Annotated in this window: 28 protein-coding genes and 1 pseudogene; 14 read left to right on the forward strand and 15 right to left on the reverse strand. The window is 63.7% G+C overall.

Annotated features, from left to right (window positions below):
* Nucleotides 1-18: 18 nt before the first annotated feature.
* Complete coding sequence (locus PWG15_RS32405) at nucleotides 19-918, reverse strand: LysR substrate-binding domain-containing protein (protein ID WP_275025730.1); 900 nt, start codon at nucleotides 916-918, stop codon at nucleotides 19-21.
* Nucleotides 919-1,024: 106 nt separating this feature from the next.
* Between PWG15_RS32405 and PWG15_RS32410 the strand changes: the two genes are divergently transcribed.
* The 3 genes from PWG15_RS32410 to PWG15_RS32420 all read left to right on the forward strand — a co-directional run bounded on the left by PWG15_RS32410 (nucleotide 1,025) and on the right by PWG15_RS32420 (nucleotide 2,367).
* A complete protein-coding gene (locus PWG15_RS32410; protein ID WP_275025731.1) occupies nucleotides 1,025-1,219 on the forward strand; it encodes a hypothetical protein in 195 nt (64 codons plus the stop codon).
* Nucleotides 1,220-1,505: 286 nt separating this feature from the next.
* Nucleotides 1,506-1,718, forward strand: a complete 213-nt coding sequence (locus PWG15_RS32415; protein ID WP_275025732.1) for a hypothetical protein — start codon at nucleotides 1,506-1,508, stop codon at nucleotides 1,716-1,718.
* Nucleotides 1,719-1,770: 52 nt separating this feature from the next.
* The gene (locus PWG15_RS32420; RefSeq protein ID WP_275027292.1) at nucleotides 1,771-2,367 is read left to right on the forward strand and encodes a nitroreductase family protein; all 597 of its coding nucleotides are present in this window, start codon (nucleotides 1,771-1,773) and stop codon (nucleotides 2,365-2,367) included.
* A 52-nt stretch (nucleotides 2,368-2,419) separates the two neighbouring features.
* Here the strand turns inward: PWG15_RS32420 and PWG15_RS32425 are convergent, their stop codons facing one another.
* Nucleotides 2,420-2,737, reverse strand: a complete 318-nt coding sequence (locus PWG15_RS32425; protein ID WP_275027293.1) for a potassium channel family protein — start codon at nucleotides 2,735-2,737, stop codon at nucleotides 2,420-2,422.
* A gap of 317 nt (nucleotides 2,738-3,054) precedes the next feature.
* Between PWG15_RS32425 and PWG15_RS32430 the strand changes: the two genes are divergently transcribed.
* Nucleotides 3,055-4,731 (forward strand): SulP family inorganic anion transporter, encoded by a 1,677-nt coding sequence (locus PWG15_RS32430; protein ID WP_425536794.1) that lies wholly within the window; start codon nucleotides 3,055-3,057, stop codon nucleotides 4,729-4,731.
* 1 nt (nucleotide 4,732) lies between these two features.
* On the opposite strand, the gene PWG15_RS32435 is transcribed toward PWG15_RS32430, so the two are convergent.
* The 3 genes from PWG15_RS32435 to PWG15_RS32445 form a co-directional block, all read right to left on the reverse strand.
* Complete coding sequence (locus tag PWG15_RS32435) at nucleotides 4,733-5,167, reverse strand: GFA family protein (protein ID WP_275025733.1); 435 nt, start codon at nucleotides 5,165-5,167, stop codon at nucleotides 4,733-4,735.
* Nucleotides 5,168-5,309: 142 nt separating this feature from the next.
* A complete protein-coding gene (locus PWG15_RS32440; RefSeq protein ID WP_275025734.1) occupies nucleotides 5,310-6,683 on the reverse strand; it encodes an ATP-binding protein in 1,374 nt (457 codons plus the stop codon).
* Complete coding sequence (locus PWG15_RS32445; RefSeq protein WP_275025735.1) at nucleotides 6,683-7,345, reverse strand: response regulator; 663 nt, start codon at nucleotides 7,343-7,345, stop codon at nucleotides 6,683-6,685. Before PWG15_RS32445 ends, PWG15_RS32440 begins: the two co-directional genes overlap by 1 nt.
* 115 nt (nucleotides 7,346-7,460) lie before the next feature.
* On the opposite strand from PWG15_RS32445, the gene PWG15_RS32450 reads away from it, so the two are divergent.
* Both PWG15_RS32450 and PWG15_RS32455 read left to right on the forward strand, forming a co-directional pair.
* On the forward strand, nucleotides 7,461-8,219 hold the full coding sequence (locus PWG15_RS32450) for a L,D-transpeptidase (RefSeq protein WP_275025736.1): 759 nt from the start codon (nucleotides 7,461-7,463) through the stop codon (nucleotides 8,217-8,219).
* 185 nt (nucleotides 8,220-8,404) lie between these two features.
* Nucleotides 8,405-9,121 carry a L,D-transpeptidase gene (locus tag PWG15_RS32455; RefSeq protein WP_275025737.1) on the forward strand — a complete coding sequence of 239 codons (717 nt, stop codon included), beginning with the start codon at nucleotides 8,405-8,407 and terminating at the stop codon, nucleotides 9,119-9,121.
* 39 nt (nucleotides 9,122-9,160) lie between these two features.
* Here PWG15_RS32455 and PWG15_RS32460 read toward each other — a convergent pair whose 3' ends face one another.
* The 4 genes from PWG15_RS32460 to PWG15_RS32475 all read right to left on the reverse strand — a co-directional run bounded on the left by PWG15_RS32460 (nucleotide 9,161) and on the right by PWG15_RS32475 (nucleotide 12,696).
* Nucleotides 9,161-9,982, reverse strand: a complete 822-nt coding sequence (locus PWG15_RS32460; RefSeq protein ID WP_275025739.1) for a L,D-transpeptidase — start codon at nucleotides 9,980-9,982, stop codon at nucleotides 9,161-9,163.
* A gap of 83 nt (nucleotides 9,983-10,065) precedes the next feature.
* A complete protein-coding gene (locus tag PWG15_RS32465) occupies nucleotides 10,066-11,028 on the reverse strand; it encodes a hypothetical protein (protein ID WP_425536839.1) in 963 nt (320 codons plus the stop codon).
* A 360-nt stretch (nucleotides 11,029-11,388) separates the two neighbouring features.
* On the reverse strand, nucleotides 11,389-11,643 hold the full coding sequence (locus tag PWG15_RS32470) for a hypothetical protein (protein ID WP_058322872.1): 255 nt from the start codon (nucleotides 11,641-11,643) through the stop codon (nucleotides 11,389-11,391).
* Between the two features lie 144 nt (nucleotides 11,644-11,787).
* Entirely contained in the window at nucleotides 11,788-12,696 is a 909-nt protein-coding gene (locus tag PWG15_RS32475; RefSeq protein ID WP_275025741.1) for an SDR family oxidoreductase, read from the reverse strand.
* An 89-nt stretch (nucleotides 12,697-12,785) separates the two neighbouring features.
* Between PWG15_RS32475 and PWG15_RS32480 the strand changes: the two genes are divergently transcribed.
* Nucleotides 12,786-13,355, forward strand: coding sequence for a TetR/AcrR family transcriptional regulator (locus tag PWG15_RS32480; RefSeq protein ID WP_275025742.1), 570 nt, complete (start codon nucleotides 12,786-12,788; stop codon nucleotides 13,353-13,355).
* Nucleotides 13,356-13,453: 98 nt separating this feature from the next.
* Entirely contained in the window at nucleotides 13,454-14,503 is a 1,050-nt protein-coding gene (locus tag PWG15_RS32485) for a serine hydrolase domain-containing protein (protein ID WP_275025743.1), read from the forward strand.
* Nucleotides 14,504-14,534: 31 nt separating this feature from the next.
* Here the strand turns inward: PWG15_RS32485 and PWG15_RS32490 are convergent, their stop codons facing one another.
* Nucleotides 14,535-15,347, reverse strand: a complete 813-nt coding sequence (locus PWG15_RS32490; RefSeq protein ID WP_275025745.1) for an arginase family protein — start codon at nucleotides 15,345-15,347, stop codon at nucleotides 14,535-14,537.
* Between the two features lie 236 nt (nucleotides 15,348-15,583).
* On the opposite strand from PWG15_RS32490, the gene PWG15_RS32495 reads away from it, so the two are divergent.
* A complete protein-coding gene (locus tag PWG15_RS32495) occupies nucleotides 15,584-16,078 on the forward strand; it encodes a free L-methionine (R)-S-oxide reductase MsrC (protein ID WP_275025746.1) in 495 nt (164 codons plus the stop codon).
* 45 nt (nucleotides 16,079-16,123) lie between these two features.
* On the opposite strand, the gene PWG15_RS32500 is transcribed toward PWG15_RS32495, so the two are convergent.
* The 5 genes and pseudogenes from PWG15_RS32500 to PWG15_RS32520 form a co-directional block, all read right to left on the reverse strand.
* Entirely contained in the window at nucleotides 16,124-17,140 is a 1,017-nt protein-coding gene (locus PWG15_RS32500; protein ID WP_275025747.1) for a zinc-binding alcohol dehydrogenase family protein, read from the reverse strand.
* Nucleotides 17,137-17,514, reverse strand: coding sequence for a cupin domain-containing protein (locus PWG15_RS32505; protein WP_275025748.1), 378 nt, complete (start codon nucleotides 17,512-17,514; stop codon nucleotides 17,137-17,139). The genes PWG15_RS32500 and PWG15_RS32505 overlap by 4 nt, the downstream gene beginning before the upstream one ends.
* Nucleotides 17,511-18,178: pseudogene (locus PWG15_RS32510) on the reverse strand (hypothetical protein). The gene PWG15_RS32505 and the pseudogene PWG15_RS32510 overlap by 4 nt, the downstream one beginning before the upstream one ends.
* A gap of 57 nt (nucleotides 18,179-18,235) precedes the next feature.
* Entirely contained in the window at nucleotides 18,236-18,907 is a 672-nt protein-coding gene (locus tag PWG15_RS32515) for an SDR family oxidoreductase (protein WP_275025749.1), read from the reverse strand.
* Nucleotides 18,908-18,909: 2 nt separating this feature from the next.
* The gene (locus PWG15_RS32520) at nucleotides 18,910-19,302 is read right to left on the reverse strand and encodes a VOC family protein (protein ID WP_275025750.1); all 393 of its coding nucleotides are present in this window, start codon (nucleotides 19,300-19,302) and stop codon (nucleotides 18,910-18,912) included.
* A gap of 91 nt (nucleotides 19,303-19,393) precedes the next feature.
* Here PWG15_RS32520 and PWG15_RS32525 point away from each other — a divergent pair, with 91 nt between their 5' ends.
* The 5 genes from PWG15_RS32525 (at nucleotide 19,394) to PWG15_RS32545 (ending at nucleotide 25,946) form a co-directional block, all read left to right on the forward strand.
* The gene (locus PWG15_RS32525) at nucleotides 19,394-20,305 is read left to right on the forward strand and encodes a LysR family transcriptional regulator (RefSeq protein ID WP_275025751.1); all 912 of its coding nucleotides are present in this window, start codon (nucleotides 19,394-19,396) and stop codon (nucleotides 20,303-20,305) included.
* A 243-nt stretch (nucleotides 20,306-20,548) separates the two neighbouring features.
* A complete protein-coding gene (locus PWG15_RS32530) occupies nucleotides 20,549-21,055 on the forward strand; it encodes an RNA polymerase sigma factor (RefSeq protein WP_275025752.1) in 507 nt (168 codons plus the stop codon).
* A gap of 100 nt (nucleotides 21,056-21,155) precedes the next feature.
* Complete coding sequence (locus PWG15_RS32535) at nucleotides 21,156-22,106, forward strand: FecR family protein (protein ID WP_275025753.1); 951 nt, start codon at nucleotides 21,156-21,158, stop codon at nucleotides 22,104-22,106.
* 196 nt (nucleotides 22,107-22,302) lie between these two features.
* A complete protein-coding gene (locus PWG15_RS32540; protein WP_275025754.1) occupies nucleotides 22,303-24,705 on the forward strand; it encodes a TonB-dependent siderophore receptor in 2,403 nt (800 codons plus the stop codon).
* Nucleotides 24,705-25,946, forward strand: a complete 1,242-nt coding sequence (locus PWG15_RS32545; protein ID WP_275025755.1) for an MFS transporter — start codon at nucleotides 24,705-24,707, stop codon at nucleotides 25,944-25,946. The genes PWG15_RS32540 and PWG15_RS32545 overlap by 1 nt, the downstream gene beginning before the upstream one ends.
* The last annotated feature ends 1 nt before the right edge of the window (nucleotide 25,947 follow it).

Genomic DNA, 25,947 nt, shown 5'->3' on the forward strand with positions numbered 1-25,947 from the left:
CACATCTCGGCCGCAGCTTCAGCGCGATGATGTACCGATTTCGCCGAGGATCCATTGGCGGAAGGCGCTGATCTTCGGCGAATTGCGCCGCGTCTTGGGATAGACCAGCCAGTAGGCCAGGTCGTCGTTGCAGAGCAGTTCGAAGGGCTGGACGAGGCGCCCGTCGGCCAGTTCGGCCGCAAAGAAGGCGGGCGTCAGGATCGCCACGCCCTGGCCGGCGACTGCCGCATTTCCCTCGTAGACCTGTGCGCCCATGCTGGCTCCAGGCCGACTTGAAAGGCCCTCGGCAGCCACATTGGCGGTCGCAAACCATTTTGCCCACCAGGGATCGCCGGGGTCGAGCAGCTGCAGACGCAGGAGATCGGACGGCTCGTTGATCCCGCCGATGCTTGCCGCCAGGCCCGGACTGAGCATCGGCGTGAAGTCGGCATTGATAAGCCGGTGCGCTACAAGCCCCGGCCAGTCGCCGCGGCCAGAGCGAATGCCGATGTCAACTTCCTCGCGGCTGAAATCGACAAGGTGAGGTTCCGTTTGAAGGCGGACGGCAAGCGAAGGGTGGGCGATCTGAAAGGAGCCAAGGCGCCGCGCCAGCCAGTTGGAGGCAAACGTCGCTATCGTACTGATGACAAGCGTCCCCTGGGCACCGCCGCGCGCCGTGACATAGGCTTCGCTGAGCTGCTCGAAAGCCTGCGTGACCGCCGGAGCGAGCCGTTTCCCCACTTCGGTCAGTGCGATCTGTCGTGGGCGGCGCAGAAACAGGGGTGCGCCGACCCGATCCTCGAGAACCTTGATCTGGTAGCTCACCGCGGCCTGCGTCATGCCGAGCTCGGTTGCGGCCTTGGTGAAGCTTCCATGCCGGGCGACCGCCTCAAAGACGCGGACCGCCGTCAATGGCGGGAGCGGAAGTGCCTTATGCATTAAATGGCCTTATGCATGGTACGCGATATTCGATTGGAAGGTGATGCTGTTCATAACCATTTTCAAGGTCCGTCCATTAGACGGATTGATGAAGAGGAAGACGGCTATGACAACCATTCAAGTACGTAGTTTTTCGTCGACAAGCGATTTTTCCACGCACTCCTGGCTGGCGCTTCTGTTTGCCCGGAAGCGCAGAGTGTTGGACGTCGTCGACGTCAGAGACCTGTCGGACCACCTGAAGCGGGACATGGGCTTCCTCGATGGCAATCGCCCCGATGCGCAGGACCTCCCGACCGCTTGATCGCTTTGGACCTGGGCGCGCCTCCCATCGCCCAGGTCCGCCCATGCCGCTGAGCGCGTCACCATCACGGCGGTCTTTTCCTCCATTTCATTGCCCCTTCACTCGCGGCTCTCACGTCGGCCAAAGGCGGAGCAGTTTTCCACGTCTCGCCCGCTCTTTGGGTCAGAATTCCTTTAATCTACTATTTGAGTGGATAATCTCGGAGAGGCTCGATCAGGAATCGAGCTGGGCAGTAACGCCCTCCGGTCGGCGCGGATTGCGGTGACCGGCAGAAATGAGGTCCGAGATGAGTATGCTGCGGCAATTTGAGCGTTTGAGCGCAATTCGCGAGGTCCTGCAGGGCCGTCTTGAGCTTCACGAGGCGCGGGACTGTTTCGGTTTCGACGACTTCGAGGACGGGACGGCCAATGAACTCAAGGACCGTATCGCCGAACTCTCCGATGAGATCTCGACCTTGAAAAGTCGTTGCGACCGATACGAAAGCTTCGGCCGCCAATGACCAACCCGAACGGCGGCCAGACGTCGCCGATGAATGGACCATCCTCATGACATTGCATGTGAACTCACGGATCGCGGATCACGCGATCAATCCGCTTTTTCTCGAACGCTGGTCGCCACGAGCCTACTCGGGCGAAGAGATTTCCGAGGCCGAACTGTTCGAAATTCTGGAGGCCGCCCGCTGGGCACCGTCTGCCTACAACGCTCAGCCGTGGCATTTCGTCTATGCCCGTCGCGGTGGGCAGGACTGGGAAAAGCTGCTCGGCCTTCTGAACGAGTTCAACCGCAGCTGGGCGCAGCACGCCTCGGCCCTGATTTTCGTGCTGTCGAAGACCTCCCTGCTGCCGCCGGGCGCCAGCGAAGAAGTGCCCTCCTACACCCATTCCTTCGATACGGGCGCGGCCTGGGGCGCGCTCGCCCTGCAGGCGGCCCATTCCGGCTGGCAGGCGCATGGCATGGCCGGCATCGACCATGACCGCGCCCGCACCGAACTAGAAGTTCCCGAAAACTACAGGATCGAAGCGGCTGTCGCGGTCGGTCGCCTGGGCGACAAGGCGTTGCTTCCGGAGGCATTGCAGCAGCGCGAACAGCCGAGCCCCCGCAAGGCACTTTCCGAGATCGTGTCCGAGGGGCGGTTCGTGGCCGGCTGAGCGGCGGTAGGATTGCGCGGGGGAGTGGACCTGCATGGCCAGTCCGCTCTCCTCAGCGATCGTCCGCTTCATCGTTGCTGGTTGCGTCCAGCGCCTGCACGCTGATCGCCGCGACGAGGCCGGTCAGGACGATACCGGAAAAGCCGATCACCAGAGCCAGCAGCCGCGCGCTCAGATGTTTGGGTGTGAGGTCGCCGTAGCCGATCGTCAGACCGGTGACAAAGGTGAAGTAGAGGGCTTCGTCGAGCCGCCATTCCTCGATGCGGCCGATGATGACGCCGGAACCGGTCATCACGATCAGGACTGCGGAAAAGATCGGCCAGAGCAGCTGAAGTTGCTGGTAGAGATTGACGAAGAACAGGCGCCGCATTCTTTTTGTCTGGCGCCTGCGATGAGATTCCGCCACGCAAATTCTCCCTCTCGTAGGGGTCGGGAGGCGAGCCATGCCAACGTCCCGAATGTCCCGCGACGACCAGTCTTGGGCTTGCTCCCTGCCGCTGAAATCCACTCTCGCCCCGGCACGCGCCGTCCTCAAGATATCCGCAAGTCGAGCGGCCCGCCAGCTCCAGCTTTTGTGGGAGACAAGCGACGCCCGACGTATAGTTGGGGCGTTCCTTGCAAGCGATTTTACCCGGTGCTATCGCTTTAGAATGACTTCATGAAAGCTCCTGCCAGAGGATAGTCCGGATGGCATCGAACGAGCATTCGCTTGTCGGCGACGGTCGCGGTGTCCCCGCGGGTTTCCGGCTCGACGTGATAGCAGGCCTCACGGCTGCTGCCGTGGTTCTGCCGAAGGCGATGGCCTATGCCACGGTCGCCGGTCTCCCTGTCAGTGTCGGCCTCTACACCGCCTTCGTTCCGATGATCATCTACGCGCTTCTCGGCACCTCCCGAGTGCTGAGCGTCTCGTCGACCACGACCCTTGCCATTCTCGCCGGAACACAGCTCGGGCTTGCTGTTCCGGATGGCGATCCCGGCAAGTTGATAACGGCAACGGCGACGCTGACGGCGATGACCGGTGGGCTTCTCATCCTGGCTTCGGTTCTTCGCTTCGGGTTCGTCGCCAATTTTATCTCCTCGCCAGTCCTGATTGGCTTCAAGGCCGGCATCGGCCTCGTCATCGTGCTCGACCAGGTGCCGAAGCTGCTTGGCCTCCACATTACCAAGGAGGGCTTTTTCCGGGATATCCTCACCATCGCCGGCCACCTGTCCGAGACCTCGCTGCTGACGCTCGCGATTGCGGCTGCGGCGCTGGTGGCGCTTCTTGCGATGGAACGGCTCTGGCCGCATTCGCCGGCGCCGCTTCTGGCGGTGGCGGCAGGCATTGCGCTCTCCTGGTTCGCTGGCCTCAAGGCGCTTGGTGTCTCCACCGTCGGCTTCATTCCGCAGTCGTTGCCTTCGATCACGCTTCCGAGCCTCGGTCTTGTTCAAGAGCTTCTGCCCGGTGCTCTCGGGATTGCCTTGATGAGCTTCACCGAGACCATCGCCGCCGGACGTGCATTTGCCGCACCTTCCGACCCGCCGATCAGGGCGAACCGCGAACTGCTGGCAACGGGCGCTGCAAACCTTGGTGGCGCATTGTTCGGAGCCATGAGTGCCGGCGGCGGAACATCACAGACGGCTGTCGTTCGCGCTGTCGGCGGACATTCGCAGGTGGCGTCGCTGGTCACCGCTGCGGCAGCGGCTGCCACGATGCTGGTGCTGGCGCCGCTGCTCGGTCTCCTGCCGCAAGCGGTCCTGGCGGCAATCGTCATCGTCTATTCGATGGGGCTTATCAAACCGGCGGATTTCTGGTCGGTCCGCAAGGTCCGGCGAATGGAATTCCAATGGGCGCTGGCCGCCTTCCTCGGCGTCCTGTTCTTCGGGACGCTGCAGGGCATCATCGTCGCAATCGTGCTTTCCTTCATCGGACTGGCGCGCCAGGCGGCATCGGCGAAGGTCTATGTCCTTGGCCGCAAGCGCGGCGCCGACCGGCTCCGGCCGCTGTCGCCGGATCATCCTGACGACGAGACGTTCGAAGGGCTGCTGATCCTTCGGCCCGAGGGTCGCCTGTTCTTCGCCAATGCCCAGCAGGTGGCAGACCAGGCGCAGATGCTGGTCGCCAAGCACAAGCCCAAAGTTCTCGTGCTCGACATGAGCCGGGTCTTCGATATCGAATATTCTGCACTGCAGATGATGATGGAGGGCGAACGTCGCATCGGCGAACACGGGGTCACCGTCTGGCTGGCCGAGCTGAACCCGGACGTGCTCGCCTATGTGCGAGCCTCCGGTTTTGCCGATCAGCTCGGCCCCGATCGCCTGTTCGTCAACACGCGCACTGCCCTCCAGCACTATCTGGCGAGCACCGCTCCGGCGGCGGCCTGAATCATTCCGCGATCAATTCTCCGGTGCCGCCGAATGCCGGCGGGAAGTCGCGATATTTGGGCAGGCCGTCCTTCATCGGCAGCACCGTTTCCTGATAATTGACGTGGAGCGCGGGTTTGAACGGCAGTGCCGGGATAACGGCCGCATAGACGTCCGTCACGCCCCAGAGCGGATGCTCGGTCATGAGGTGACCGCCGCAGGCCTTGCACCATTTGCGCACGCTCGTCGCGGTCTTCTGATAGCCGACAAGACTGTCTGCGCCCTTGACGATGCGGACCTTCTCCGGCGGCCAGAGCGTGAAGGCATTCACTGGTCCCGCCGACCACGTCCGGCACGAATTGCAATGACAGAAGCCCATGGCGGCCGGATCGCCGCTCACTTCGATCTCGACCGCGCCGCAGAAGCACTTTCCGTTGTAGCTGCCGTTCGCTGCCATGACTTTCTCCTTTCGGTTCGTGCCATCCGGAGATTGAGCTCTCGCGGATGGCCGATGTGAACCCCGGCCTGAGCGTGTCACGCCTGATCCTGAGGTCAACGCCTCCTTTCGAGCTAGATTTGTGCTTCGGCCCTGAAGCCGGTCACCGGATGAGGCTTTGCTGCAGCACGATGCGGGCCGCCAGACCGCCGCCTTTCCGGTTGCGGAGTTCGAGTTGCGCGCCGGTACGAGCGAGCGCCTGCTCGACGATGCTTAGGCCCAGGCCGCTGCCGACCGATGTCTTGAAGCGGCCGCGGAAGAAGCGCTCGGTCACATGCGGCATCTCCTCGTCGGGGATACCGGGGCCCGTGTCGTTGACCACAATGACGAGGCGGCCGGCCTTCGTCTCGCAGGTACAGGAGACTGTAGCGCCAGTCGGCGAATGGTTGATGGCGTTTTCCAGGAGGTTGCGCGCCGCCAGGCGAAAGAGGCCCGGATTCATGTCGATCTTCACGCCGAAGAGGTGCGGGTCGATGGCGACGTCGACCCGGTGAGCCTGGCTGGCGAGTTCGGCCCTCAGGCCCGTCAATACTTCGCCGACATTGAAGGCTCGCGCTGGCTTGGCACTCTCGGAGGCCTCGACGGAGGCGATGTCGAGCAGTTGCCGCACCAGCTTGCCCGTTCGGTCGACCCCGGCGACGATCTGGCCGAGTGCATTCTCGCGGATTTCGTCGTCGTCGCTGGCAAGCGCAACCTGGGCCTGCGTCTTGAGGCCGGCGAGAGGCGTGCGCAGCTCGTGGGCGGCAAAGGCGATGAAGTTCTGTTCGCGCTCGCGGGCACCGGCGACGCGGGCGAAGAGGCCGTTCAGTGACTTCAACACCGGGCTGATTTCGCGTGTCGTGCCGACATCTTCGATCGCGTGCAGATCCGAGGCTTCCCGCGCGGCGAGATCGCCCGCAAGTTTGCGGAGTGGCGCCAGCCCGCGTCCGACACTGAGCCAGATCAAGACTGCAAGCAGCGGGATGATCAACAGGGCCGGCAGCAGCAGGCCCTTGACCAGATCGTTGACCAGCCGGTCACGGATGCGAAGGTTGTCGCCGACGAGAACGCGCACGCCGAGGCTGGCATTCTCAACCGCAAAAACCCGCCAGGTCTCGCCGTTGATGACGGTTTCCGAAAAGCCCATCGCATGCGGCGCGAGCGTCGTGTCGGGCGCACTGTCCGACTTGCCGATCAGCGTGCCGTCCAGCGACCAGATCTGGCAGGAGAGCTGCCGATCGTAATGCGGATGCTCGAGCAGCGGGATCTTGATCGCGCTCTGTGCCGGGCGGTCGGCGTCAGCGTCGCCTTCTTCCTTCATCATGTCGGGGCTGACGATCAGCGAATTCACCATGCGCGCGGCCTCCATCAGCCGGGCGTCAAGCACACGCTCCACTTCGGCGCGCGTGCTCAGGAAGATCCAGACCGTCGCCGAGAGCCACAGCAGTCCTGTCGTGATCAAGAGGATGGCGAAGAGCCGGGTGCGCAGCGACCGCATCAGCCGGCCCCACCCAGCCGGTAGCCGATGCCTCTCACGGTTTCGATCAGGCCGGGGCCGAGCTTGTTGCGCAAATGATGGATGTGGACCTCGACGGCGTTGCTTTCGATCTCCTCCTGCCAGCCGTAGAGCCTGTCCTCGAGCTTGGTTTTCGAGAAGATGACGCCTGGGTGTGCCATCAGCGTGTGCAGGATCGAATACTCGCGCCGCGACAGTTGTACCGGCTTGCCGGCCTGTTCCACCGAATGCCGGGCGGGATCGAGCCGCAAGCCTGCCCATTCGAGCGCAGCCGTCGCGCGGCCGGTAGACCGCCGGGACAGCGCCCGCAACCGTGCGGCCACTTCGTCGAGGTCGAAGGGCTTTCCGAGATAGTCGTCGGCGCCGGTGTCGAGACCGGCCACGCGATCGCGAACCGTGTCGCGCGCCGTCAGCAACAGCACGGGAGTGTCATTCTGGCTGGAGCGCAGATCCTTGAGGATATCCATGCCGGAACCATCGGGCAGCATCAGGTCGAGCACGATCGCGTCGAAGCTGTTGGCGGCGAGCGCAGTCGCCGCCGCGTCGCAGGTGCCGACGGCATCGGTGGTGAAGCCGGCCAGGGCCAGACCAACCTTCAGCCCGTCTCTGAGGATATCGTCGTCTTCGACGATCAGGACTCGCATTGCTATTCCTCACATTTCTGAGAGCAGAACTCTTAAGTCGCTCCCTTAAGGCAGCCTTAAGGTAGGACTTCCCTCTGAAGCGGCATTGAAACAATCGAATCGTTGAATGCCCGATATGACCGAACCAAACGAGCTTTCTCCATCCACGGCCGATCACAAGACCGGCATCACGCTCACGCGCCGCAGCTTGTTTGTCGGGGCAGCCTCGCTGTTCGTCACTGGATGCGCGACGGCGCGTCCAACGCCGGCGATAGTGCAAGCGGCGGCAACACCCGTCCGAGCCGCGCCCGGGCCGACCGTGCCGCCGATGTACTACGCGCTGCCGGACGAAGAGTTTCCGATCCCCGAGGTGAAAGTCGCCGAGGTCGATCCGAAGTTCTGGCGGCAGGAAGTGGACTATCCGACCAACGAGCGGCCCGGCACGCTGATCGTCGATACGCCGGCGAAATATCTCTACCACGTGCTGCCGGGCGGGCGGGCGATGCGCTACGGCATCGGCGTCGGCCGCGAGGGGTTCGCCTGGTCCGGCCGGGCGATCGTCGCCCACAAGCGCAAATGGCCGCGCTGGACGCCGCCCGACGAGATGGTCGCGCGACAGCCGAAACTCGCGCCCTACAGCATCGCCAATGGCGGCATGCCGCCGGGCATCAGGAACCCCCTCGGCGCCCGTGCGCTCTACATTCACAAGGACGGCAAGGACACGCTCTATCGCATCCACGGCAGCCCCGAGGCGCATTCGATCGGCAAGGCGGTCTCCTCCGGCTGTATTCGCCTCATCAATCAGGATGTCGTCTATCTTTACGATCAGGTTCGCGACGGCAGCACCATCGTCGTCATTCCGGATCCCACGAAGGGCGATCTGGCCATTGGATAAGGCAGCCAACAGAGGTGGCGCGGGAATTCTGCAACACTGCGGAAACGAGTGTCCTCGGCAAGCGGCGATCCACGCCAAAGAATGATTTTCACCACATTTCGGTCACGGTTCGGCCCAACAGCCTTGGGCCTCTCCTTGGAACATTTCCAACCGAAATCCCCAACCTGGAATAGAATAAAGTGTCGATGAATTTGTCCCGCCGCTCGCTGCTCGCGGTGATCGCCAGCTCTGTCTTGAGCGCTTGCACGCAGATCCCGAAACCAGAACCGAAGCCGAAGCTGATCGAGCCGATCGCCGGCGACGGTGGCTCGCCGGAGAAGGCGGCCGATGCTGCGGGCGCGCCGACGAAGACCTTTGACTATGCGACGATCTATGCGCCGGTGAAGGACGAAGGCTACGACGTGCCGGGCATCCAGTACACGGAGATCAAGCCGCAGTTCCTGCGCCAGGAAGTGGACTATGCGACGAACGAGCCGCCCTATTCGATCGTTGTCGATACCCAGACGATGTTCCTCTACTACGTGCTGCCGGGTGGTCGCGCCATTCGCTATGGCGTCGGTCTCGGTGCCGCCGGTCGGGCCTGGAAGGGGCGCGCCGTGGTGCATTGGAAGCGCAAGTGGCCGCGCTGGACCGTTCCGGACGACATGGTCGCGCGCCAGCCGCATCTCAAGAAATACGGGATCGATGCCGGCGGCATGGATCCGGGTCTCGACAATCCGCTCGGCGCCCGCGCCATGTATATCTTCCAGAATGGTCAGGATACGCTCTACCGTATCCATGGCTCGCCGCAGTGGCGCTCGATCGGCAAGAACGCCTCTGCCGGTTGCGTCCGCATGCTGCAGCAGGACGCGATCGATCTCTACAATCGGGTCAGAGGCAAGACTCCGCTGCTCGTTCTCTGACGCGCTACGGATTCCCTGGCTTTGGCCGGACGGGTTGCCTCAGAGCGGCTGAGGCAGCGGCAGTCCGTCCGGTCCCATCTGCATATAGTCCGGCGACTGAGGCAGGGGTTGAGAGTCCGGAATTGGTTGTGATTGCGGCATCGGCTGCGACTCTACCATGCCGCCGCCCGTGAGGTCGGCGACGACGATCGGCGTGCCGTTGGGCACGCGACTGTAGAGATCGACGACATCCTGGTTGATCATGCGCACGCAGCCCGAAGACACGGACTTGCCGATGGTCCACCATTCCGGCGAGCCGTGGATGCGGTACAGCGTGTCCTCGCCATTCTGGAAAATGTACATGGCGCGGGCGCCGAGCGGGTTCTTGAGGCCCGGATCCATACCGCCGGCCTCGATGCTGAATTGCTGCAGTTCGGGCTGACGCGCGACCATCTCGTTCGGCGGTTTCCAGCGCGGCCATTCGCGCTTGTACTGGATGACGCCGCGGCCTGCCCAGGCAAAGCCGGCGCGCCCCAGGCCGACGCCGTAGCGCATCGCCTGGCCGCCCTCGTAGACCCGGTAGAGAAAGTGGCTGCCGACGTCGACGACCAGCGTGCCCGGCTTCTCGCCTGTGGGATCGGCGACCATCTGGCGATAGAAGCGGGAGTCGATCTTCTCGTAGGGGATCGCCGGCAGCGGATATGCCTCGTTCGGCTTCTCGCCATACATGTCCGCAAGGAAGGCGTTCGTGTCCGGGACAGGTTCGGGCGCATAGGAGCGCGTCACCGTCGGTCGGGTCGACGCGCAGCCAGCCAATCCGGCGGCCGCGATCCCCGCGGAGAGTTGCAGGAAGGTGCGGCGGCGGATCTCTCTTTCAGGCATGGAACCCTCGATCGTCCTCTTGTTCGCTCCTGGCGATGCAATCGACCCATTGAGTCAATTGTGCGTCGCCAGCCGACGAACGATCACAGGCCGGCGTAGGGATCCGCCAGCGCCGCTTCGGGTCGGCTAATAGGATACTTAGTTCCCGAGATCTTGGCGGCCAGCTTTTCGGCGCCGTTTTTCTCAAGAAGCGCCCGGAAGCTCGGATGCATGCCGCCATCGACATAGGCGCTGAGCGGGGCCGACGTCTGATTTGCCATCAGGCCGGCGAGCTTGGCGTCCTCCGATTGCAGCTTTGCGACAAGCCCAGCATCAGGCGTTGCCGTCACCGCCGGGCAGGCGGCGAGCGGATCGGACGGTTCGCCATCGGCGAACTCGGTGTTGAAGACATAGCGGCGACCGCAGGCCGAAACCTTCGGCTGGCGCTTCGTCGTCTGGAAGATGTCGTAGCCCTGCTTGATGTTCTTCCAGAACTCGAAGTTCGGATCGCCGCGATGCTTGGCCATGTTCTCGGCCGTCATGCGGAACGGATAGGCCTGCACCTGGAAGGTGCCCTGGCCGCCAGCAAGTGCGCGCTGGACGACGGAGTAGATCTCGCCGACGCCCTGGTCCGTCAGTGCGTAGCAGCCGGACGACGAGCAGGCGCCGTGCACCATCAGCGCTTCGCCGGTATAGCCGAGCGCCGATTCCAGCCGGTTCGGATAGCCGAGATTGAAGGACAGGAAATACTGCGACTTCGGATTCAGCATGCCAGCCGAGACATGGTAGAAACCTTCCGGCGCCTGGCGGTCGCCCACCTTCGTCTTGGGGCCGAGCTTGCCCGACCAGCGGCACATCGGATAGGTCTTCAAGAGAGCGAACTGCCCCTGCTTGTTCTGTTTCCAGACTTCCAGTTCGCTTTCCTGCTTGAAGATACGCACCAGAACCGGGCTTTCCGGCTTGCTGCCGTTCTTCGCCATCGCGGCAATGAGCTTGGCCGGAATCGGCGGCGGTTCGCGCACGTCGTCGGCATCGAGCGCCGTGCAGCCGGAAAGGGCAAGCGCCATTGCCCCGATCGCCAGAGCATGCCGTATCCGGTGCACTTGCGCCAAAAAACCGGCCGTCTGGGCTGTTTCGGAAGAAGGGCTCTTTGTCGTCTCGCGCCGCATGCGGGCTCCTGGAAATGCTGTCGCCACCAAGCATCCTTCGTGTGGCGTCGTTGCCGGCCACATGCGTTCGACGCATTTCGGCTCAGCTTTAAGTTCAGCGATTAAGCGGTGGCAGCCTTGGCTGCAAGCCCGTGTCCCGGGCGCTCGCGATCAACAATACTTGAACGCGCGCCGCCATAGCTGCCCGCCGATTGGGTCGATGTTGAGACAAGATGGTGAATTTTTTCTCAACGCGGGCGTCCAAATCGTCCCGACGCGTCAGTCCCGCGGTTCGCTGCCGGGGGCGTAGACGGTCTTCTGCTTGAAGGCAAAGACGTTGCCGCAGCGGCAACGGACCATGTGCTTGGCGGGATCGGGGGAGGTGCGCTCGGTCGAAAAGCCCTTGGGCATCACGTCGATGAGAAAGCCGCGGTTGCCGCCCTTCGCCTTGTCATTTTCAGACGCTTCGGCGAAACCGGACGCTCCGCATTTCGCGCATTCCAGCTTTCTTGAATAACGATCCCGCGATGCCATTTTCAATAACACTCGATAGCGCTGCCGCCTCCTTGTGCGGGGCGGCGGCGCGCGTGGTTGCCTGAAACTCCGACTATAGGAGGCGGCGCGTCGTTTCAAGTTTGCTGGAGCCGTCGCGTACCTTTTACGAGCCGCATCCTTCGCTTAGCGGTAGCCGGTGGCGTCGGCCGGTTTGTTTGCTTCCATCACTTCGCGCATGTAGCGCCAGCAATCCGGTCGAGAGCCGTCGAGATCCGTGAAGCCGTAGACTTGACCCAGTCCGCCGCTTGACAGCGACTGACCGTTCCAGCGGGCCTTCTCCGGGTCTGCCGCGAGTGCCGCCACCGCGCGACCGACGAAGCGCGGCGTTTCCGAGATCACGAAATGCGGCTGGTCCTTCGTGGCATCGCGCCAGTTGTCTTCGTCGACGGCATAATGCTCGAGCATCATCTCCGAACGCATCCAGCCCGGCGTGATCGAAACCGAGGTCGCACCATGCGGCGCGAGGTCCTTGGCATGCGCCCAGGCCATGCGATTGGCCGAAACTTTGGCGAGATCATAGAAGGGCGACAGGCGATAGTTTTCGGCATTGTACTCGGCGGTGCCGTCGGTCACCTCGACCAGCAGACCGCCCGGCCTTTCGATCATCAGCGGTAGGGCGTAGTGGGCGGTGATCAGGTGGGTGTCGACGCCCAGGCGCAGCAGCTTCAGACCATTTTCCAGATTGTGCTCCCAGACCGGCTTGTTCCATTCGAACAGCAATTCGCCGCCCCAGACGTCGTTGACCAGAATGTCGAGCCGTCCCTGTTCGCTACGGATGCGGTCGATGAGTGCCTTGACCTGTGTCGGCTGCAGATGGTCGACCTGAACGGCGATGCCCTTGCCGCCGAGGTCGCTGACGATGTCGGCCGTCTCTTCGATCGTTTCGGGCCGCCGATACTCGGATTGCTGTTGCCGCGTGGTGCGGCCGGTGACGTAGACGGTGGCGCCGGCGGCGCCGAGTTCGGCGGCGATGCCGCGCCCGCCACCCCGTGTCGCGCCGGCAACCAGAGCGACTTTTCCTTCAAGAGACATGTTTTCCTCCTTGGCGGCGCCATCGCCGTCTGGCATTCGGTAGCTGCTATGATATATAAATGATTGTTCGTTTATAAATGAGAGTCAAGATGCCACGCCCGAAGACGATGTCCGACGAAGATGTTCTGAACGCTGCCTTTGCGATCATGCGGGCGGAAGGGCCTGATGGCCTGACATTCGCGGCTCTTTCCGCCAGGACCGGTCTTTCGGGCGCGACCCTGGTGCAGCGCTTCGACAACAAGCCGCGGCTGATCCAGAGAGCGCTCGTGCAGGCCTGGGATGGTCTGGATGGACAAACGACAGCACTGATGGCGAGCGTGCAGCGAACGCCGGAAGGAGCGATCGCGCTCCTTGTCGGCCTTTCCGGTGACTATGGCGGCATCGAATCCTATGCCGACGACCTCCGGATTCTCCGGGAAGATCTGCGCGATCCGCTGCTGCGTGCCCGCGGTGCCAGATGGCGCGACGTGCTTTCAGGCGTGCTCGACGAGTGTCTTGCCGGACTTCCCGCCGCGGCCCCTGGGCTCGGCCTCCTGATGGCGGCGCAATGGCAGGGTTCGCTGCTGTGGTGGAGTTTCGATCCGCAGGTCCCCGTCACGGAGTTCGTCGAGCAAAGCCTGACGCGTTTCGTCGAAGCCTTCGCCCGGCGGCCGGCCTGAAAACCGCCTCGGCGTCAATGTTCACCCGGTTGTCAAATCGCCGTGAGATGGCCGTGCGGTAGATGACGGCGGCACCCGTCGGTCTTAGATGCTGAACCATGACCAGATTTGCCGCCGCTCTCTTTGCCCGGATCGCCGCCTTGGCAGTCGTCGTCTCGACGCTTTTCGCCTTGCCGGCCACCGCCCAGGCGCCTGCACCGCTTTCGAGCCTGTTGGACGAACTGTCTTTGCGGCAGGAGCTCGATCCCCTGAAGACCGTGATCGTCGCGCGTGACGGCAAAATCCTCGCGGAGCGCGGCTATCGCGGCAACCGCGTGACCGACTCGACCAACATCAAATCGGCGTCGAAGTCGATCATCTCTGCGCTGGTCGGCATTGCGATCGACAAGGGGTTGCTCGAAGGGCCGGACCAGAAGATCGCGCCGATCCTGAAAGCGGACTTGCCGGCATCACCCGATCCGCGCATCAATGACATCACCATCGGAAATCTGTTGTCGATGCAGGCCGGGCTCGGCCGGCTGTCGGGACCGAATTACGGGCGTTGGGTCGCGAGCCGGAACTGGGTACGCACAGCCCTTGCTCAACCTTTTGACGACGATCCGGGCGGTGAGATGCTCTACTCCACCGCCTCGACCCACCTGCTTTCGGCGATCCTGACAAAGGTCAGCGGCAGGTCGACCCTGGCGCTGGCGCGCGAATGGCTCGGACCGCTCGATGGTTTCCGCATCGGAGCCTGGGATCGCGACCCTCAAGGTATCTATCTTGGCGGCAACCAGATGGCGATGAGCCCCCGCTCGCTGCTTGCCTTCGGCGAGCTTTACCGCAATGGCGGCCGCACCGCATCGGGCAAGCAACTGGTTTCGGCGGAATGGATCGCAGCGTCCTGGCAGCATCGCACCAATTCGCGTTTCTCCGGGGACGCGTACGGCTACGGCTGGTTCGAGCGCCGGATCGCCAGCGAAGAGGTGCACTTCGCCTGGGGCTATGGCGGGCAGATGCTCTACATCGTCCCGAGCTTGGATCTCACCGTGGTGATGACCTCGGCGGAAAGCGGCCCCTCGGCCCGCAATGGTTACCGCGATGCTCTGCATCTGGTACTCGGCGAAATCATCACGACAGTTAAGGCTGCGCCGGAGACGGACGGCTGACCATTCGGCATGCCGCTCCGGCCACGGCCAATCAGCGTGCACCCAACAAAGGTCCCACGATTTCGAGCAGGCATTCGATCGCGGCCCCGTCCTTCACCACGTCCCGCACGGCCTCGAATTCGGCGAGTTCGATGCCGGCGATTTGCCCTTCCGGGATCGCTTCAAAAATGGCGCGCAACTGGCCCGACCGAAGCCCGTTGTCGATGGCATAGGCTGCCGGCACCTGGTTGGGCTCGAGCACGTCCCAATCGACGTGGATCCAGACGGGTGCGTCGCCGATGATCGATAGGATGGTCTCTGGTGTCGCTTCGGCGGGTGAGAGGATGCGGACGCCTGCCTGCTTCAACAGATCCGCCTCCGCCGGATCGATGTCGCGCGCGCCGACGATGATGACCTGCGCCGAGTTCAGGCCGCTGCCGTGACCGCTGTCCCAGAGACCGCAGGCGGCGGCGAGGACCATTCCGCCGAGATAGCCGCTTTCGGTGGTCTCAGGCGTGTTGAAATCGCCATGGGCATCGATCCAGAGCACGATCGCATCCGGATGCTCCCGCGCGACAACCGGCAGTGTCGCGAGGCTCGCGGAGCAGGTGTTGGCGACCATCAGCGGCTTGTTGCCGCGTCGCAGCGTTGCGGCAGTCGCCTCCTGCAGACCAGTCAGCGTCTGCCGTGCTTCGGGAAGGCTCGCCGACCAGTCATCCTCCTTCGCAGCCGTCGGCTTACCGACGATGGTCGGCATCAGGTTGGCGCGGTTGCTCAGGGCTTCTGCCGTCAGGGCCGCTCCCGCAATCGCGCCCGGCGTCCTGTCGGCAATGCGTCCCTGCGAGAGGATGAGATCGTACGGCATGCATTCTCCTTGCATTTCGAAAGGTTGCACGCGCGGTCCGATGATAGCGGGGGGCTTGAAAGGGCGGCGCGCGGAATCGCTATATCTGGTTGGATATATCGATCGTGATGAGCGATCGCAATTTGCTACCTTCGAGGTTGGTGGTATTGCTGCGCGCGAATGGTCGCATCAGCACGATCAGCCGCTGGCACACCGCCACTGAGGGCCAAGGCACGCGAAGTTTGAAGGGTAGGACCATGTTTGCCACGAAGACAATCGAAACCGGCGACAAGGCCGAATTCTATCGCGAACTGGCTGGCCAGCTCGGCGGCCTGCTGCACGACGAGCGCGATTTCATCGCCAATGCCGCCAATCTCGCGGCGCTGGTTTTCGATCTGGTGCCGGACCTCAACTGGGCGGGCTTCTACTTCCTGCGGTCAGATGACGAACTTGTGCTTGGCCCCTTCCAGGGCAAGGTTGCCTGCGTGCGCATCAAGGTCGGCAAGGGTGTGTGCGGCAGCGCCGTGGCGCTGAGCCAGACGATGCTGGTTCCGGATGTGCATGCCTTTCCTGGGCATATCGCCTGCGATGCCGCGTCCCGCTCGGAACTCGTCGTGCCGCTGGTGAAGGACGGCAGGGTGCTCGGGGTGCTCGATCTCGACAGCCCCACCCCCGAACGCTTCGACACGCAGGATCAGGCCGGCTTCGAAGCGCTCGCCGCGATCTATGTCGCAGCGAGCGATTTCGTTTAACAGGGCGCGAAGTCGCGTTTTTCGGACGGCGGCAACGCGAAAACGCTAGCCCTCAAAGCCTTCGATCACGATCTTGCCCTTGGCGGCACCCGTCTCGATGCGGCGATGGGCTTCGCGCAGGTTTTCGGCGTTGATGGGCGACAACACCTCGGCAAGCGTCGTCTTCAGCCGTCCGGCATCGATCTCGTCGGCGACGAAGGTGAGCAGCCGGTGCTGCTCGATCATGTCAGGCGTCTGGTGCATCGGGCGGGCGAACATGAATTCCCAGTGCAGGCTGGCTGCCTTGGTCTTCATGCCGGCCATCGGCATCGGTACGTCGGTGTTGTCAATCGAGACGATGCCGCCTTGCGGGCGGATCAGTTCGACTGCGGCGTCCCAGTGGCGCATGTCGTTGAAGATCGCGATGTGGTCGACATGGGTGAAGCCGAGCGCCTGCACCTGCGCGACCAGCGGCTCGCGATGGCTGATGACGTGATCGGCGCCGAGTTCCTTCACCCAGGCGATGGTTTCCGGCCGCGAGGCCGTGGCGATGACCGTGAGGCCGGCGCGCTTGGCGAGCTGGATACCGATCGAGCCGACGCCGCCGGCGCCGCCGACGATCAGGATCGATTGGCCGCGATCGGCGCCGTCGCGGTCGATGCCCAGCCGATCGAAGAAGGCCTCATAGGCGGTGATCGTCGTCAGCGGCAGGGCCGCGGCTTCGGCAAAGGAAAGGCTCTTCGGCTTGCGCCCGACGATGCGCTCGTCGACCAACTGATACTGCTGGTTGGAGCCCGACCGCGTCAGGTCGCCGGCGTAATAGACGCGGTCGCCGGGCTTGAACAACGTCACATCCGGGCCGACTGCCTCGACGACACCGCTCGCATCCCAGCCGAGCACGCGCGGCGTTTCCTCTATCTTGTCCTTTGGCGCGCGCATCTTGACGTCGACAGGATTGACGGCGACGGCGGCGACGGCAACCAGGATGTCGTGTCCTTGGGGCACCGGTTTCGGGAGGGTGACATCCAGGAAGGCTTGCGGGTCGGAAACCGGCAGATAGCGGGTGAGGGCGACGGCTTTCATGGCTTGCTCCTTGTAGCGGACGAATGGTCTTTGTGCGTGAATTCGGCGGTGACGAAGACGAGCTCGGCGTCACCGGTGTTGGTAAGATCGTGCACGAAGGCGGTCTCAGGCGTCAGGTCGCCGAAGTGCCGCGTATCGCCGGCGCGGTAGACGACGTCGGTGACCCTGCCGTCGCCGGAGCGCGAGCGTGCCTTGCCATCGGTTAGCGCCGTCCAGAAATAGGGACGGTCGTGGCGATGGGGGCGAAGTGTTTCGCCGGGTTTAAGCCGTAGGTGCCAGACACGCAAAGCCTCTCCGTCGAGCACGAGTTCAGTGCCGATGCGGTCGTTGATGGCGGCCTGCATTCGTTCCTGCTCCGTCAATGGCGCACTCATGCGGCCTCCTCCAGCGCCGGGTAACTAGAGTAGCCTTCGGCACTGCCGCCGAAAAGCGTGGCGCCGTCAAAGCTCGCGAGCGGCAGGCCCTCCTTCAGCCGACGCGGCAGATCGGGATTGGCGATGAACGGGCGCCCGAAGGCGATGATGTCGGCAAGCCCGGCGGCAAGGATCGCTTCTGCCCGCGCCCTGTCGTAGCGGCCGGCGACGATGATGCGACCGGAATAGGCAGCGCGAAGCGCCCGGCGGAAGTCTTCCGGGATTGCAGGCGCGTCGTCCCAGTCGGCCTCCACCAGATGGATATAGGCAAGGCCGATGCGGTCAATCGCGCCTGCGGCCTTAAGGATCGTCGGGATGATCTCGTCGTCCACCATGTTGCGGCCGCCGGCACTGTGCACGGCATCGGTGACGAGCCGCCAACCGGCGATCTGCTCGGGCGAGTGGATGCCGGGCGTAAACGAGTATCCCTGGCCCTGGCGGGAGATCTGCGTGGCTTCGGTGACGATGAGGCGGCCGAGGCGCGCTGGGCATAGTATTCGGCCATCAGGGCGTTGGGCACGTTGCCCGGCTGGCTGCTGCGCGCCCGTGTCATCGGCGCAAGTGCGATACGGTTCGGCAGCGTCAGCGGTCCGAGCGATATGGGGGAGAAGAGTGTGGGTGACATGGTCAATTCCTTTGTGAAGCGCCGGGGGCGCAGGCAGGGAACAGGCGATGGAATGTGTCAGTTGATGAGGGCGCCGCCTTCGATGTCGATCACCGATCCGGTGACGAAGGGGTTGTCGATGGCAAAGAGATAACCTTGGGCGATGTCTCCGGGCCGCCCGAAGCGGCCGACAGGCAAGCTCGCAGCAGCGCGCTCGAATATGGCGTTGCGGGCTTTGCCGGCCATGCCGGCATAGGCTTCCGTCTGCGTCAGGCCGGGGCTGACGACGTTGACGCGCAGCGGCGCCAGCTCCTTTGCGAGCACCCTCGCGGTGGCTTCGAGGGCCGCATTCATCGCCGTCTTGACGAAGGTGCCAGGTACTGTCCGGCGGGCGAGGAAGCCCGAGGTGAAGGTGATGGTGCCGCCGGGGCGCAGGTACTTGGCAGCTTCACGGGCAAGTACGATCGACCCCCAGAATTTGACGTCGAAGGCGGCCCTTGCGGCATCGAGATCGACATCGCTGACCGTGCCGCCGGGCGCTGCGGACCCGGCCGTAATGATCAGATGGTCGATCGACCCGAGTTTCCGGAAATAGGCGGCGACTGCGGCCGCGTCGGCGATGTCGAGGCCGGTGGCGCGGCTTGCGATCTCGACCCGGCCGGGGCGCAGGGCGAGCGCCTTGGCGATGGCGGCGCCAATGCCGCTGGTGCCGCCGATGACGACGGAGACGGTGTTGTCGGTGAAGGTCATGCTCATGCTCCAGAGGAATGTGACGGAACGGGTTCGGAAAAGACGGCTTCGAGCAGCGCGCCACCCGGCGCGCGCAGAAACAGCCGGCGTTCGCCGATGTCGGCGAGGTCCATCGTCGAATAGGGAATGGCGAGCCGGTCGAGCTTCGCGCGGAAGGTCGCATAGCCTTCGAGCCGGAAGCCGATGTGATCGATCGCTTCGGCGGCGACGTCGAAACCGCTGCCATGGCTGCCGATGATGTGCACGATCGGCTTTCCTTCGCCGTAGAGCCAGCAGCCGGGAATACGGCGGATCGCAGCCGGCCGTTCGCCGACCGTCAGGTCGAAGACCGTTTCGAAGAACGTGCGTGTCGCTGCGATATCGCCTGTTCGGATGGTCACATGGTCGAGCTGCATCGCGCGTCTCCTTTCGTGAGGAAATTTAGCTATTGCGGCACATCCGGATAATTGGCTTAAATCCAAAATTATATTTCGGAGAAGACGAAAGATGCTGCTCGATAATCTCGCCCTTTTTCTTCTGATCGTCGAAAAGGGCGGGCTTTCCGCCGCCGGGCGCGAGAAAGGTCTTTCGCCGGCCTCCGTCTCCGAGCGGCTGGCGGCCCTCGAGGCGCATTATGGCGCGGCGCTGCTCAAGCGAACGACCCGCGCGATCAGCCTGACCGAGGAAGGTCGCCTTCTGGTCGATGGCGCCCGTCGGCTGCTGGCGGAAGCCGACGAGCTCGAGAGCGGTATCCGCTCGGGCGCGCGCACGATCTCCGGACCGATCCGGCTCAGCGCGCCGGAGGACATGGGGCGACGCTACATCGTGCCGATCCTCGACCGCTTCCTGGCCGAGCACCCTGACGTGACGGTGGACCTCAATCTCACCGACGGCTACCTCGATCTGGTCGGCCAGGGCATGGATTTTGCCATCCGCCATGGCGTTCTTGCCGACAGCACGCTGCGGTCACGGTCGTTGGGGGAAAACCGTCGGGTCGTCTGTGCAGCACCCGCCTACCTGCAGGCCAGAGGCCGGCCGGAGCATCCGGACCATCTCTCGCGCCACGACTGCATCATCATGCGTTTCGGTGCCAATCTCGATCGTGAATGGACCTTTCAGGTTGATGGCAGGCCACACAAGGTCATGGTGCGCGGCCGCCGTGTCGCCAATGATGGCGGATTGGTCGCCGACTGGTGCCGTGCGGGGCACGGTGTCGCGCTCAAGTCTGTTTGGGACATCGCAGAGGATCTTGCGTCCGGTACGCTTGTCGAGCTGCTCAAGGATTTTGCCGTCGGCGGGACCGGCCTACAGATCGTCTATCCGCCGGCAAGCGTCCAGCCTCGCCGGGTGCGGCTGCTGATCGACCGCATCGCCTCCGAACTGAATTCCGTCGAGGCAGTCCTCGCGCGACGAAGCTGACGCCGCGAGCCGGCAGAGGGCCATGCTCTGTGCCGTGGCCCCCGTGCAACAGTTCTTTTCGAATATACGGTTCCGCCGTCCCGGCCACGGTTTCGTTTGGTGCCGCGGTACGGCGGCGCATTGCGGCGTGGCGCCGCTTCGCCTATGAAACATGAGTAAAGTATTCAAGATAAACGGCGCGCAATTAAGCGTCGCCTGAGTTTCCGGTGGCGGCAGGGCGCCGCGCGATGGAGAGGCAGTTTGATGACCGATGCGATGGTGCAGGGGCTTCACGAGCGGGAAGAGAGCCGAATCCGCCGCTTCTTCGGCCGCCGCCTCAGAAACCGTGAGGACGCCGTCGATGCCACGCAGGAGACCTTCATGCGCATGCTGGAGGCTTCACGCTCGACGCTGATCGAAAACCCGCAGGCCTATCTGTTTCAGGTTGCTCGCTCGGTGGCGCGCGTCGCATCCGAGCGAGCAGCGCGGGAGCGGGCGATGTTCGTCGAGGACAGCGAAGGACTTGAACATGCGGAAGACAGACCGATCCAGGATCGCATCGTCAACGCCCGCCAGTGCCTGCTGATCATGGCGCGTACCATCGAGGGGCTTCCCAACCGCTGCCAGCAGGTCTTCATCCTCAGCCGTCTGCACGGCCTCAGCAACGGCGCGATCGCCGATGAGCTCGGTATCTCCAGAAACATGGTCGAGAAGCACATCATCCGGGCGCTGCTCGAGTGCCGGAAGATGCGCGCCGAGATTATTTTCTGAGTGAACGTCAGGCAAAGCCGTCCTTTCAACTCTAAGATGATAGAGGCGATTCCGGATTCGGATCGCATGAGGGCATTTTCAGTTCGACCGGAAGACGTGAATGAGCGGCAATCGCCAGACCATCGACGACAGCATTCTGGAAGCCGCCGCAACCTGGGTTGCACGGCTGCAGTCCGACGATGCGACGGCGATCGACCGCCAGGCGTTCGAGCGCTGGCTCGGCGAGCATCCGGATCATCGCACGGCTTATGACGAACTGCGGGCGCTCTGGAGCGATCTCGGCGAGGTGCCGATCTCCGAAGGAAGGCTCGGCGAGCTTCAGACGCAGCGCCGCCGCCGGGTCGGAGGCTTCGTCGGGCTCTGTCTTGCCGCAGGTGTCGCGATCCTCTCGCTCGCGACACCCTATGGCGACCGCTGGCGCGCCGACTACTACACCGGCGTCGGCGAGGTCAGGCGCATCGCGCTGGAGGATGGCACTGAGGTGGACCTCAACACCGACACGGCCCTCGTGGTTCGCTACGAGCAGGCCCGCAGGACAGTGCGGCTCCTGCGCGGCGAAGCCTTCTTTTCCGTCGCGAAGAACCCGCTTCGGCCTTTCGTCGTCGAAGACGGCGCGCTCAGCGCGACAGCGCTCGGGACCCGCTACTCCGTCGGATCTGTGGCTGTCGACCAGGCCGCCGCCGTGCAGGTCGAGGAAGGCCGCGTCGAGGTCGAGGCAGCTGGCCAAAAAGCGGTTCTAGGTGCCGGCGAGGCGGCGACGGTCGACCGGCAGGGGCGGATTTCGCTGTCGAAAGCGGACGTCGCGGCCGGAACCGCTTGGCGCGACGGCAAACTCGTCTTCTCGCGCCGCCCGCTCAGCGACGTGCTCTCGACGCTTGAGCGCTACCGTCGCGGCCGCATCCTGCTCGTCGACGAGGCGGCAGGGAGCCTCGAAGTCTCCGGTATCTTCGACCTCCGCGACACTGACGACGCCCTGCGGGTGCTGGAGGCGAGCCTGCCGCTGCGGGTCATCAGGTTGTCCGATCTCATGGTCGTGGTTCAGTCCCGGTAGAGATGCGAAGCGGGCAAGACCGCTCCACGCCCTGTCAACGTTCCCCAAAAAAATCTGCCGGTGACATCAGGAGATCGCGCTCCCCGCACTCTTAGTCATGAGTGGCAGTGCTGCAGACGTTCGGGGTGGATGGAACCGTAAGGTTCCTTGCGGGCTCCGGGCGGGCGCCTGCCCGGAGTTGAGTAGGGGATTTCGGATGAGAATTTTGCAGGGTCGCGGATCACGGCGCCGTTCTTTCGCACGGCTGGCACTTGCCAGCGTTTCTTTCATCGCTTGCGTGGGCGCGGTTCAGGCGCAAACAACGACGCCGGCAGCGATAACTGCGCCCAGAGCGATTTCCGTTCCAGCAGGATCTCTCGAGGCGGGCATTCTGAAGCTTGGTCAGCAAGCCGACCTGCGTCTGCTTTATCCAAGCGCGCTCACCAGCGGAAAGGTGACCGGCGGCGTCAAAGGCACGCTTGTGACCGAGGCGGCCGTTGCGCAACTGCTTGTCGGGACTGGGCTTCGCTACCGGGTCGTCGGTGCGAAGACCGTTCAGATCTTCGATCCGGCGGACGCGACGATCACCACAGGCGCTGTCGTCAAGGATGGCGCAACGCAGCTCGAAAAGATTACCGCCACCGGTGAGCGGACCGGGGCCGAGGGCATCGTCGAGACCGACGGTTATGTCGCCAAGTCGGCGCGGATTGCCACCAAGACCGACACGCCTGTCATGCAGACGCCGCAGTCGATGTCGGTGATCAGCCAGAAGCAGCTGCAGGACCTGAAGCCCCAGAACCTGATGGAAGCGCTGAACTACACGCCCGGCGCCCGCGTCGGCCAGTACGGCGCCGAGCCGCGCTTCGACGCCTTCAAGGTGCGCGGCATCGACCTGACGCTGACCGGCATCTTCCGCGACGGCCTCAGGCAGATATCGAGCCCGAACGGCCTCTTCCGGCTGGAGCCCTACGGCGTCGAGGCAATTGCGACGCTGCGCGGTCCGGCCGCCTCGATCTATGGCGCCAGCAGCTCGGGCGGCATCGTCGATATCGTCTCGAAGCGGCCGACCAGCGATCCGCTGCGCGAAGTCGAAGTGCAATACGGCTCCTTCGGCCGCGTGCAGGGCGCGTTCGATGTTTCCGGCCCGCTCGATGACGAGGGCACTATGCTTTACCGCATGACGGGTCTGGCGCGCGACGGGCGGACCGAGATCGAGGCGGTGAAGGATGACCGTCTGTTCGTCGCGCCCGCCTTCACCTGGCAGCCGGACGAGGGCACCAGGTTCACACTGCTTGGCGAATACATGGATTCGACCACCGGCGGCACCTGGGGCTATCTCAATCGCCACGGGCCGGACGGCAAGTCGATCGGCGCGATCCCGACCTATGGTGGCGATGCCCGCTTCAACGACTTCACCCAGAAGCAGGCGCGCATCGGCTACGAGCTCGAGCACGAGCTCTCAGACAGTGTCACGCTGTTTCACAAGCTGCGCTATTCCGACATCTCGACGCGGCAAGAGTGGGTGTTTGCCAAGTATCCGGGCCTGACCGTCGAGGACAACACCGGCGTTGCCAGCGACACCTACCTGAAGTTCGACTTCGACACGGGCGCAGCCGCTCACCAGCTGATCGCCGGCATCGACTACAGCTACATGAAATACACCTCGCAGCAGGGTAGTGGGCCGGATCTCTTCATCGACGATTTCACCTATGTGCCGAAGCTCACCTCCACCCAGAAGCAATCGCAAAGCGGCATCGGCATCTATCTCCAGGACCAGATCGAATATGAGGCCTGGCGCCTGACGGCCGGTCTGCGTCACGACTGGGTGGACAACAAGTATTCGGTCGACGGCTCGCCGTTTGATCGCAACGACAGCGAAACGACGGCGCGCGGCGCGCTTGGCTACGTGCTGCCGAACGGCATGATGCCCTATGTCAGCTACGGCACGGCCTTCGTCTCCAATCCCGGCGTGATCATCAATCTCGGTGGGACGGACACCGCGGCCATGCCAACGCTCGGCAAGCAATGGGAAGCGGGCGTCAAGTACGAGATCCCCGGCCAGAACGCGACGATCACCGCTGCCGTCTTCAACATCGACCAGGAAAACGCCACGGTCTACGAGACGTCCTCGGGCCTGAACCTTCTGCGTCAGCTCGACCTCAAGTCGCGGGGTTTCGAACTCGAAGGTACGGCTTCGCTCGACAATGGCTGGAACTTCATCGCGTCCTATTCCTACAACGACGTCGAAATCACCAAGCTGACATCGGAAACCCTCGGCAACCAGCTGAACTCCTCGCCCTACCACATGTTCTCGCTGTGGGCGGACTACGAGGTACAGTCCGGCGTGCTTGAAGGGCTCGGTGTCGGCGCCGGCGTGCGCTATGTCGGCTCGAGCTTCGGCGACAACGTCCACACGCCTGTCCTCAACAACGAAGCGCGCACCTTCATCGACGCGTCGGTCCGCTATGATCTCGGTGCCGCCAATCCGGACTTCGAGGGCGTGCGGCTGCAGCTCAACGCGACCAACCTCTTCAATGAGGTCGAGCAGCTTTGCACCACTGGCTTCTGCTACTTCGACGAAGGCCGCAAGGTCGTCGCCAGCGTGCGCTATCGCTTCTGATGCAGCCGGATAAGGCAGCTCAGCCAAGACCATCCCCGGCCGCGATCTTCTTCGCGGTCGGCGGGCTCTATGTGGCGCAGAGTGTGATCGGCGGGCTGACCATGCTTGGCCTGCCGGCGGTTCTGAGGACGCAAGGGCTGCCACTCGACCAGATCGGTCTCGTCTATTTGACGGTCCTGCCCTGGGCGTTGAAGTTCCTGTGGTCGCCGCAGGTCGAACGCTTCCGCCTGCCGGCGATTGGCCGCAATCGCTCGGCCGTGATCATCCTTGTCGGCGGCGCGCTTTCGGCCACGATGCTTGCTGTCCTTGGCCTGCTCGGGCCGGAACGGCTCGCTCCGGTGCTCGCCTGCCTGGTGTTCATTGCGCTTTTTACCTCGACGGTCGACATCGCCTGCGATGGTTTTGCGGTCGAGACGCTGGCCGAGGAACATCACGGCTGGGGCAACGCCGCCCAGGTCGGCGGCTCCTATGTCGGCTCGGCGATCGGCGCCGGCCTGTTCCTCGTTCTTGTCGACCGGCTCGGCTGGGCGCCAGCGGTCTGGATCATGGCGGCTGTCGTGCTGGCGCTGGGCGTTCCTTTCCTGCTCGGCCCGGGCGCGCGTCCAACGAGCGCAACGCGCAGCCATGTGCCGTCACTCAAAGCCGCGCTGCGGCGGCCGGAGGTGCGCAAAGGTCTGCTGCTTGCGGCAATCTATGTCTCGGCGCAGAAATGGGGCCTCGCCATGCTCGGCCCCTTCCTGATCGACTACGGCTTCGATCTTGCTTCGGTCGGCGTCCTCAACGGCGTCGGCAGCATGCTCGTCGGCTTCGGCGGGGCACTGTTCGGTGGGCTGCTTGTGCGGCTGTGCGATGCCGGCGTCGTCCTCATCGGTGCGCTGCTCCTGCAGGTCGCGATGCTCGTCGCCTTCGCCTATGTCGGCGCCGCCGGTGACGTCTCGCGGCCGTTGGTGATGACGCTTGCGGTCGCCAGCTCTTCCGGTGTGATGGCCATCGGCTTCGTCGCGCTCTACGCCCAGTTCATGGGGCTCGCCGATCCGCGCCAGGCAGGCGTCGATTTCACCCTGTTCCAGTGCATGGACAGCCTGGTCAGCATGGCCGGCGGTCTCGGCGCCGGCTGGATTGCCGAACGTTTCGGCTATCCGGCGTTCTTCCTCTGCGCAGCCGGCGTTTCAACGATGGCAGTGCCTATGCTGGCGCTTCTGTTGCGCCGGCAGCCGGCGCCGCGACCGACGTTCGCTTGAT

This window comes from Ensifer adhaerens (assembly GCF_028993555.1).
GTDB lineage: Bacteria > Pseudomonadota > Alphaproteobacteria > Rhizobiales > Rhizobiaceae > Ensifer > Ensifer adhaerens_I.

Coding starts and splice junctions, on each gene's coding strand:
- PWG15_RS32470 (WP_058322872.1), bottom strand. CDS start 11,643: ATGGCATCGCGGGATCGTTATTCAAGAAAGCTGGAATGCGCGAAATGC.
- PWG15_RS32450 (WP_275025736.1), top strand. CDS start 7,461: ATGACCGAACCAAACGAGCTTTCTCCATCCACGGCCGATCACAAGACC.
- PWG15_RS32460 (WP_275025739.1), bottom strand. CDS start 9,982: ATGCCTGAAAGAGAGATCCGCCGCCGCACCTTCCTGCAACTCTCCGCG.
- PWG15_RS32485 (WP_275025743.1), top strand. CDS start 13,454: ATGACCAGATTTGCCGCCGCTCTCTTTGCCCGGATCGCCGCCTTGGCA.
- PWG15_RS32545 (WP_275025755.1), top strand. CDS start 24,705: ATGCAGCCGGATAAGGCAGCTCAGCCAAGACCATCCCCGGCCGCGATC.
- PWG15_RS32530 (WP_275025752.1), top strand. CDS start 20,549: ATGACCGATGCGATGGTGCAGGGGCTTCACGAGCGGGAAGAGAGCCGA.
- PWG15_RS32515 (WP_275025749.1), bottom strand. CDS start 18,907: ATGACCTTCACCGACAACACCGTCTCCGTCGTCATCGGCGGCACCAGC.
- PWG15_RS32410 (WP_275025731.1), top strand. CDS start 1,025: ATGACAACCATTCAAGTACGTAGTTTTTCGTCGACAAGCGATTTTTCC.
- PWG15_RS32540 (WP_275025754.1), top strand. CDS start 22,303: ATGAGAATTTTGCAGGGTCGCGGATCACGGCGCCGTTCTTTCGCACGG.
- PWG15_RS32465 (WP_425536839.1), bottom strand. CDS start 11,028: ATGGCGCTTGCCCTTTCCGGCTGCACGGCGCTCGATGCCGACGACGTG.
- PWG15_RS32490 (WP_275025745.1), bottom strand. CDS start 15,347: ATGCCGTACGATCTCATCCTCTCGCAGGGACGCATTGCCGACAGGACG.
- PWG15_RS32500 (WP_275025747.1), bottom strand. CDS start 17,140: ATGAAAGCCGTCGCCCTCACCCGCTATCTGCCGGTTTCCGACCCGCAA.
- PWG15_RS32495 (WP_275025746.1), top strand. CDS start 15,584: ATGTTTGCCACGAAGACAATCGAAACCGGCGACAAGGCCGAATTCTAT.
- PWG15_RS32475 (WP_275025741.1), bottom strand. CDS start 12,696: ATGTCTCTTGAAGGAAAAGTCGCTCTGGTTGCCGGCGCGACACGGGGT.
- PWG15_RS32425 (WP_275027293.1), bottom strand. CDS start 2,737: ATGCGGCGCCTGTTCTTCGTCAATCTCTACCAGCAACTTCAGCTGCTC.
- PWG15_RS32505 (WP_275025748.1), bottom strand. CDS start 17,514: ATGAGTGCGCCATTGACGGAGCAGGAACGAATGCAGGCCGCCATCAAC.
- PWG15_RS32430 (WP_425536794.1), top strand. CDS start 3,055: ATGGCATCGAACGAGCATTCGCTTGTCGGCGACGGTCGCGGTGTCCCC.
- PWG15_RS32415 (WP_275025732.1), top strand. CDS start 1,506: ATGAGTATGCTGCGGCAATTTGAGCGTTTGAGCGCAATTCGCGAGGTC.
- PWG15_RS32525 (WP_275025751.1), top strand. CDS start 19,394: ATGCTGCTCGATAATCTCGCCCTTTTTCTTCTGATCGTCGAAAAGGGC.
- PWG15_RS32455 (WP_275025737.1), top strand. CDS start 8,405: ATGAATTTGTCCCGCCGCTCGCTGCTCGCGGTGATCGCCAGCTCTGTC.
- PWG15_RS32445 (WP_275025735.1), bottom strand. CDS start 7,345: ATGCGAGTCCTGATCGTCGAAGACGACGATATCCTCAGAGACGGGCTG.
- PWG15_RS32440 (WP_275025734.1), bottom strand. CDS start 6,683: ATGCGGTCGCTGCGCACCCGGCTCTTCGCCATCCTCTTGATCACGACA.
- PWG15_RS32435 (WP_275025733.1), bottom strand. CDS start 5,167: ATGGCAGCGAACGGCAGCTACAACGGAAAGTGCTTCTGCGGCGCGGTC.
- PWG15_RS32405 (WP_275025730.1), bottom strand. CDS start 918: ATGCATAAGGCACTTCCGCTCCCGCCATTGACGGCGGTCCGCGTCTTT.
- PWG15_RS32480 (WP_275025742.1), top strand. CDS start 12,786: ATGCCACGCCCGAAGACGATGTCCGACGAAGATGTTCTGAACGCTGCC.
- PWG15_RS32535 (WP_275025753.1), top strand. CDS start 21,156: ATGAGCGGCAATCGCCAGACCATCGACGACAGCATTCTGGAAGCCGCC.
- PWG15_RS32520 (WP_275025750.1), bottom strand. CDS start 19,302: ATGCAGCTCGACCATGTGACCATCCGAACAGGCGATATCGCAGCGACA.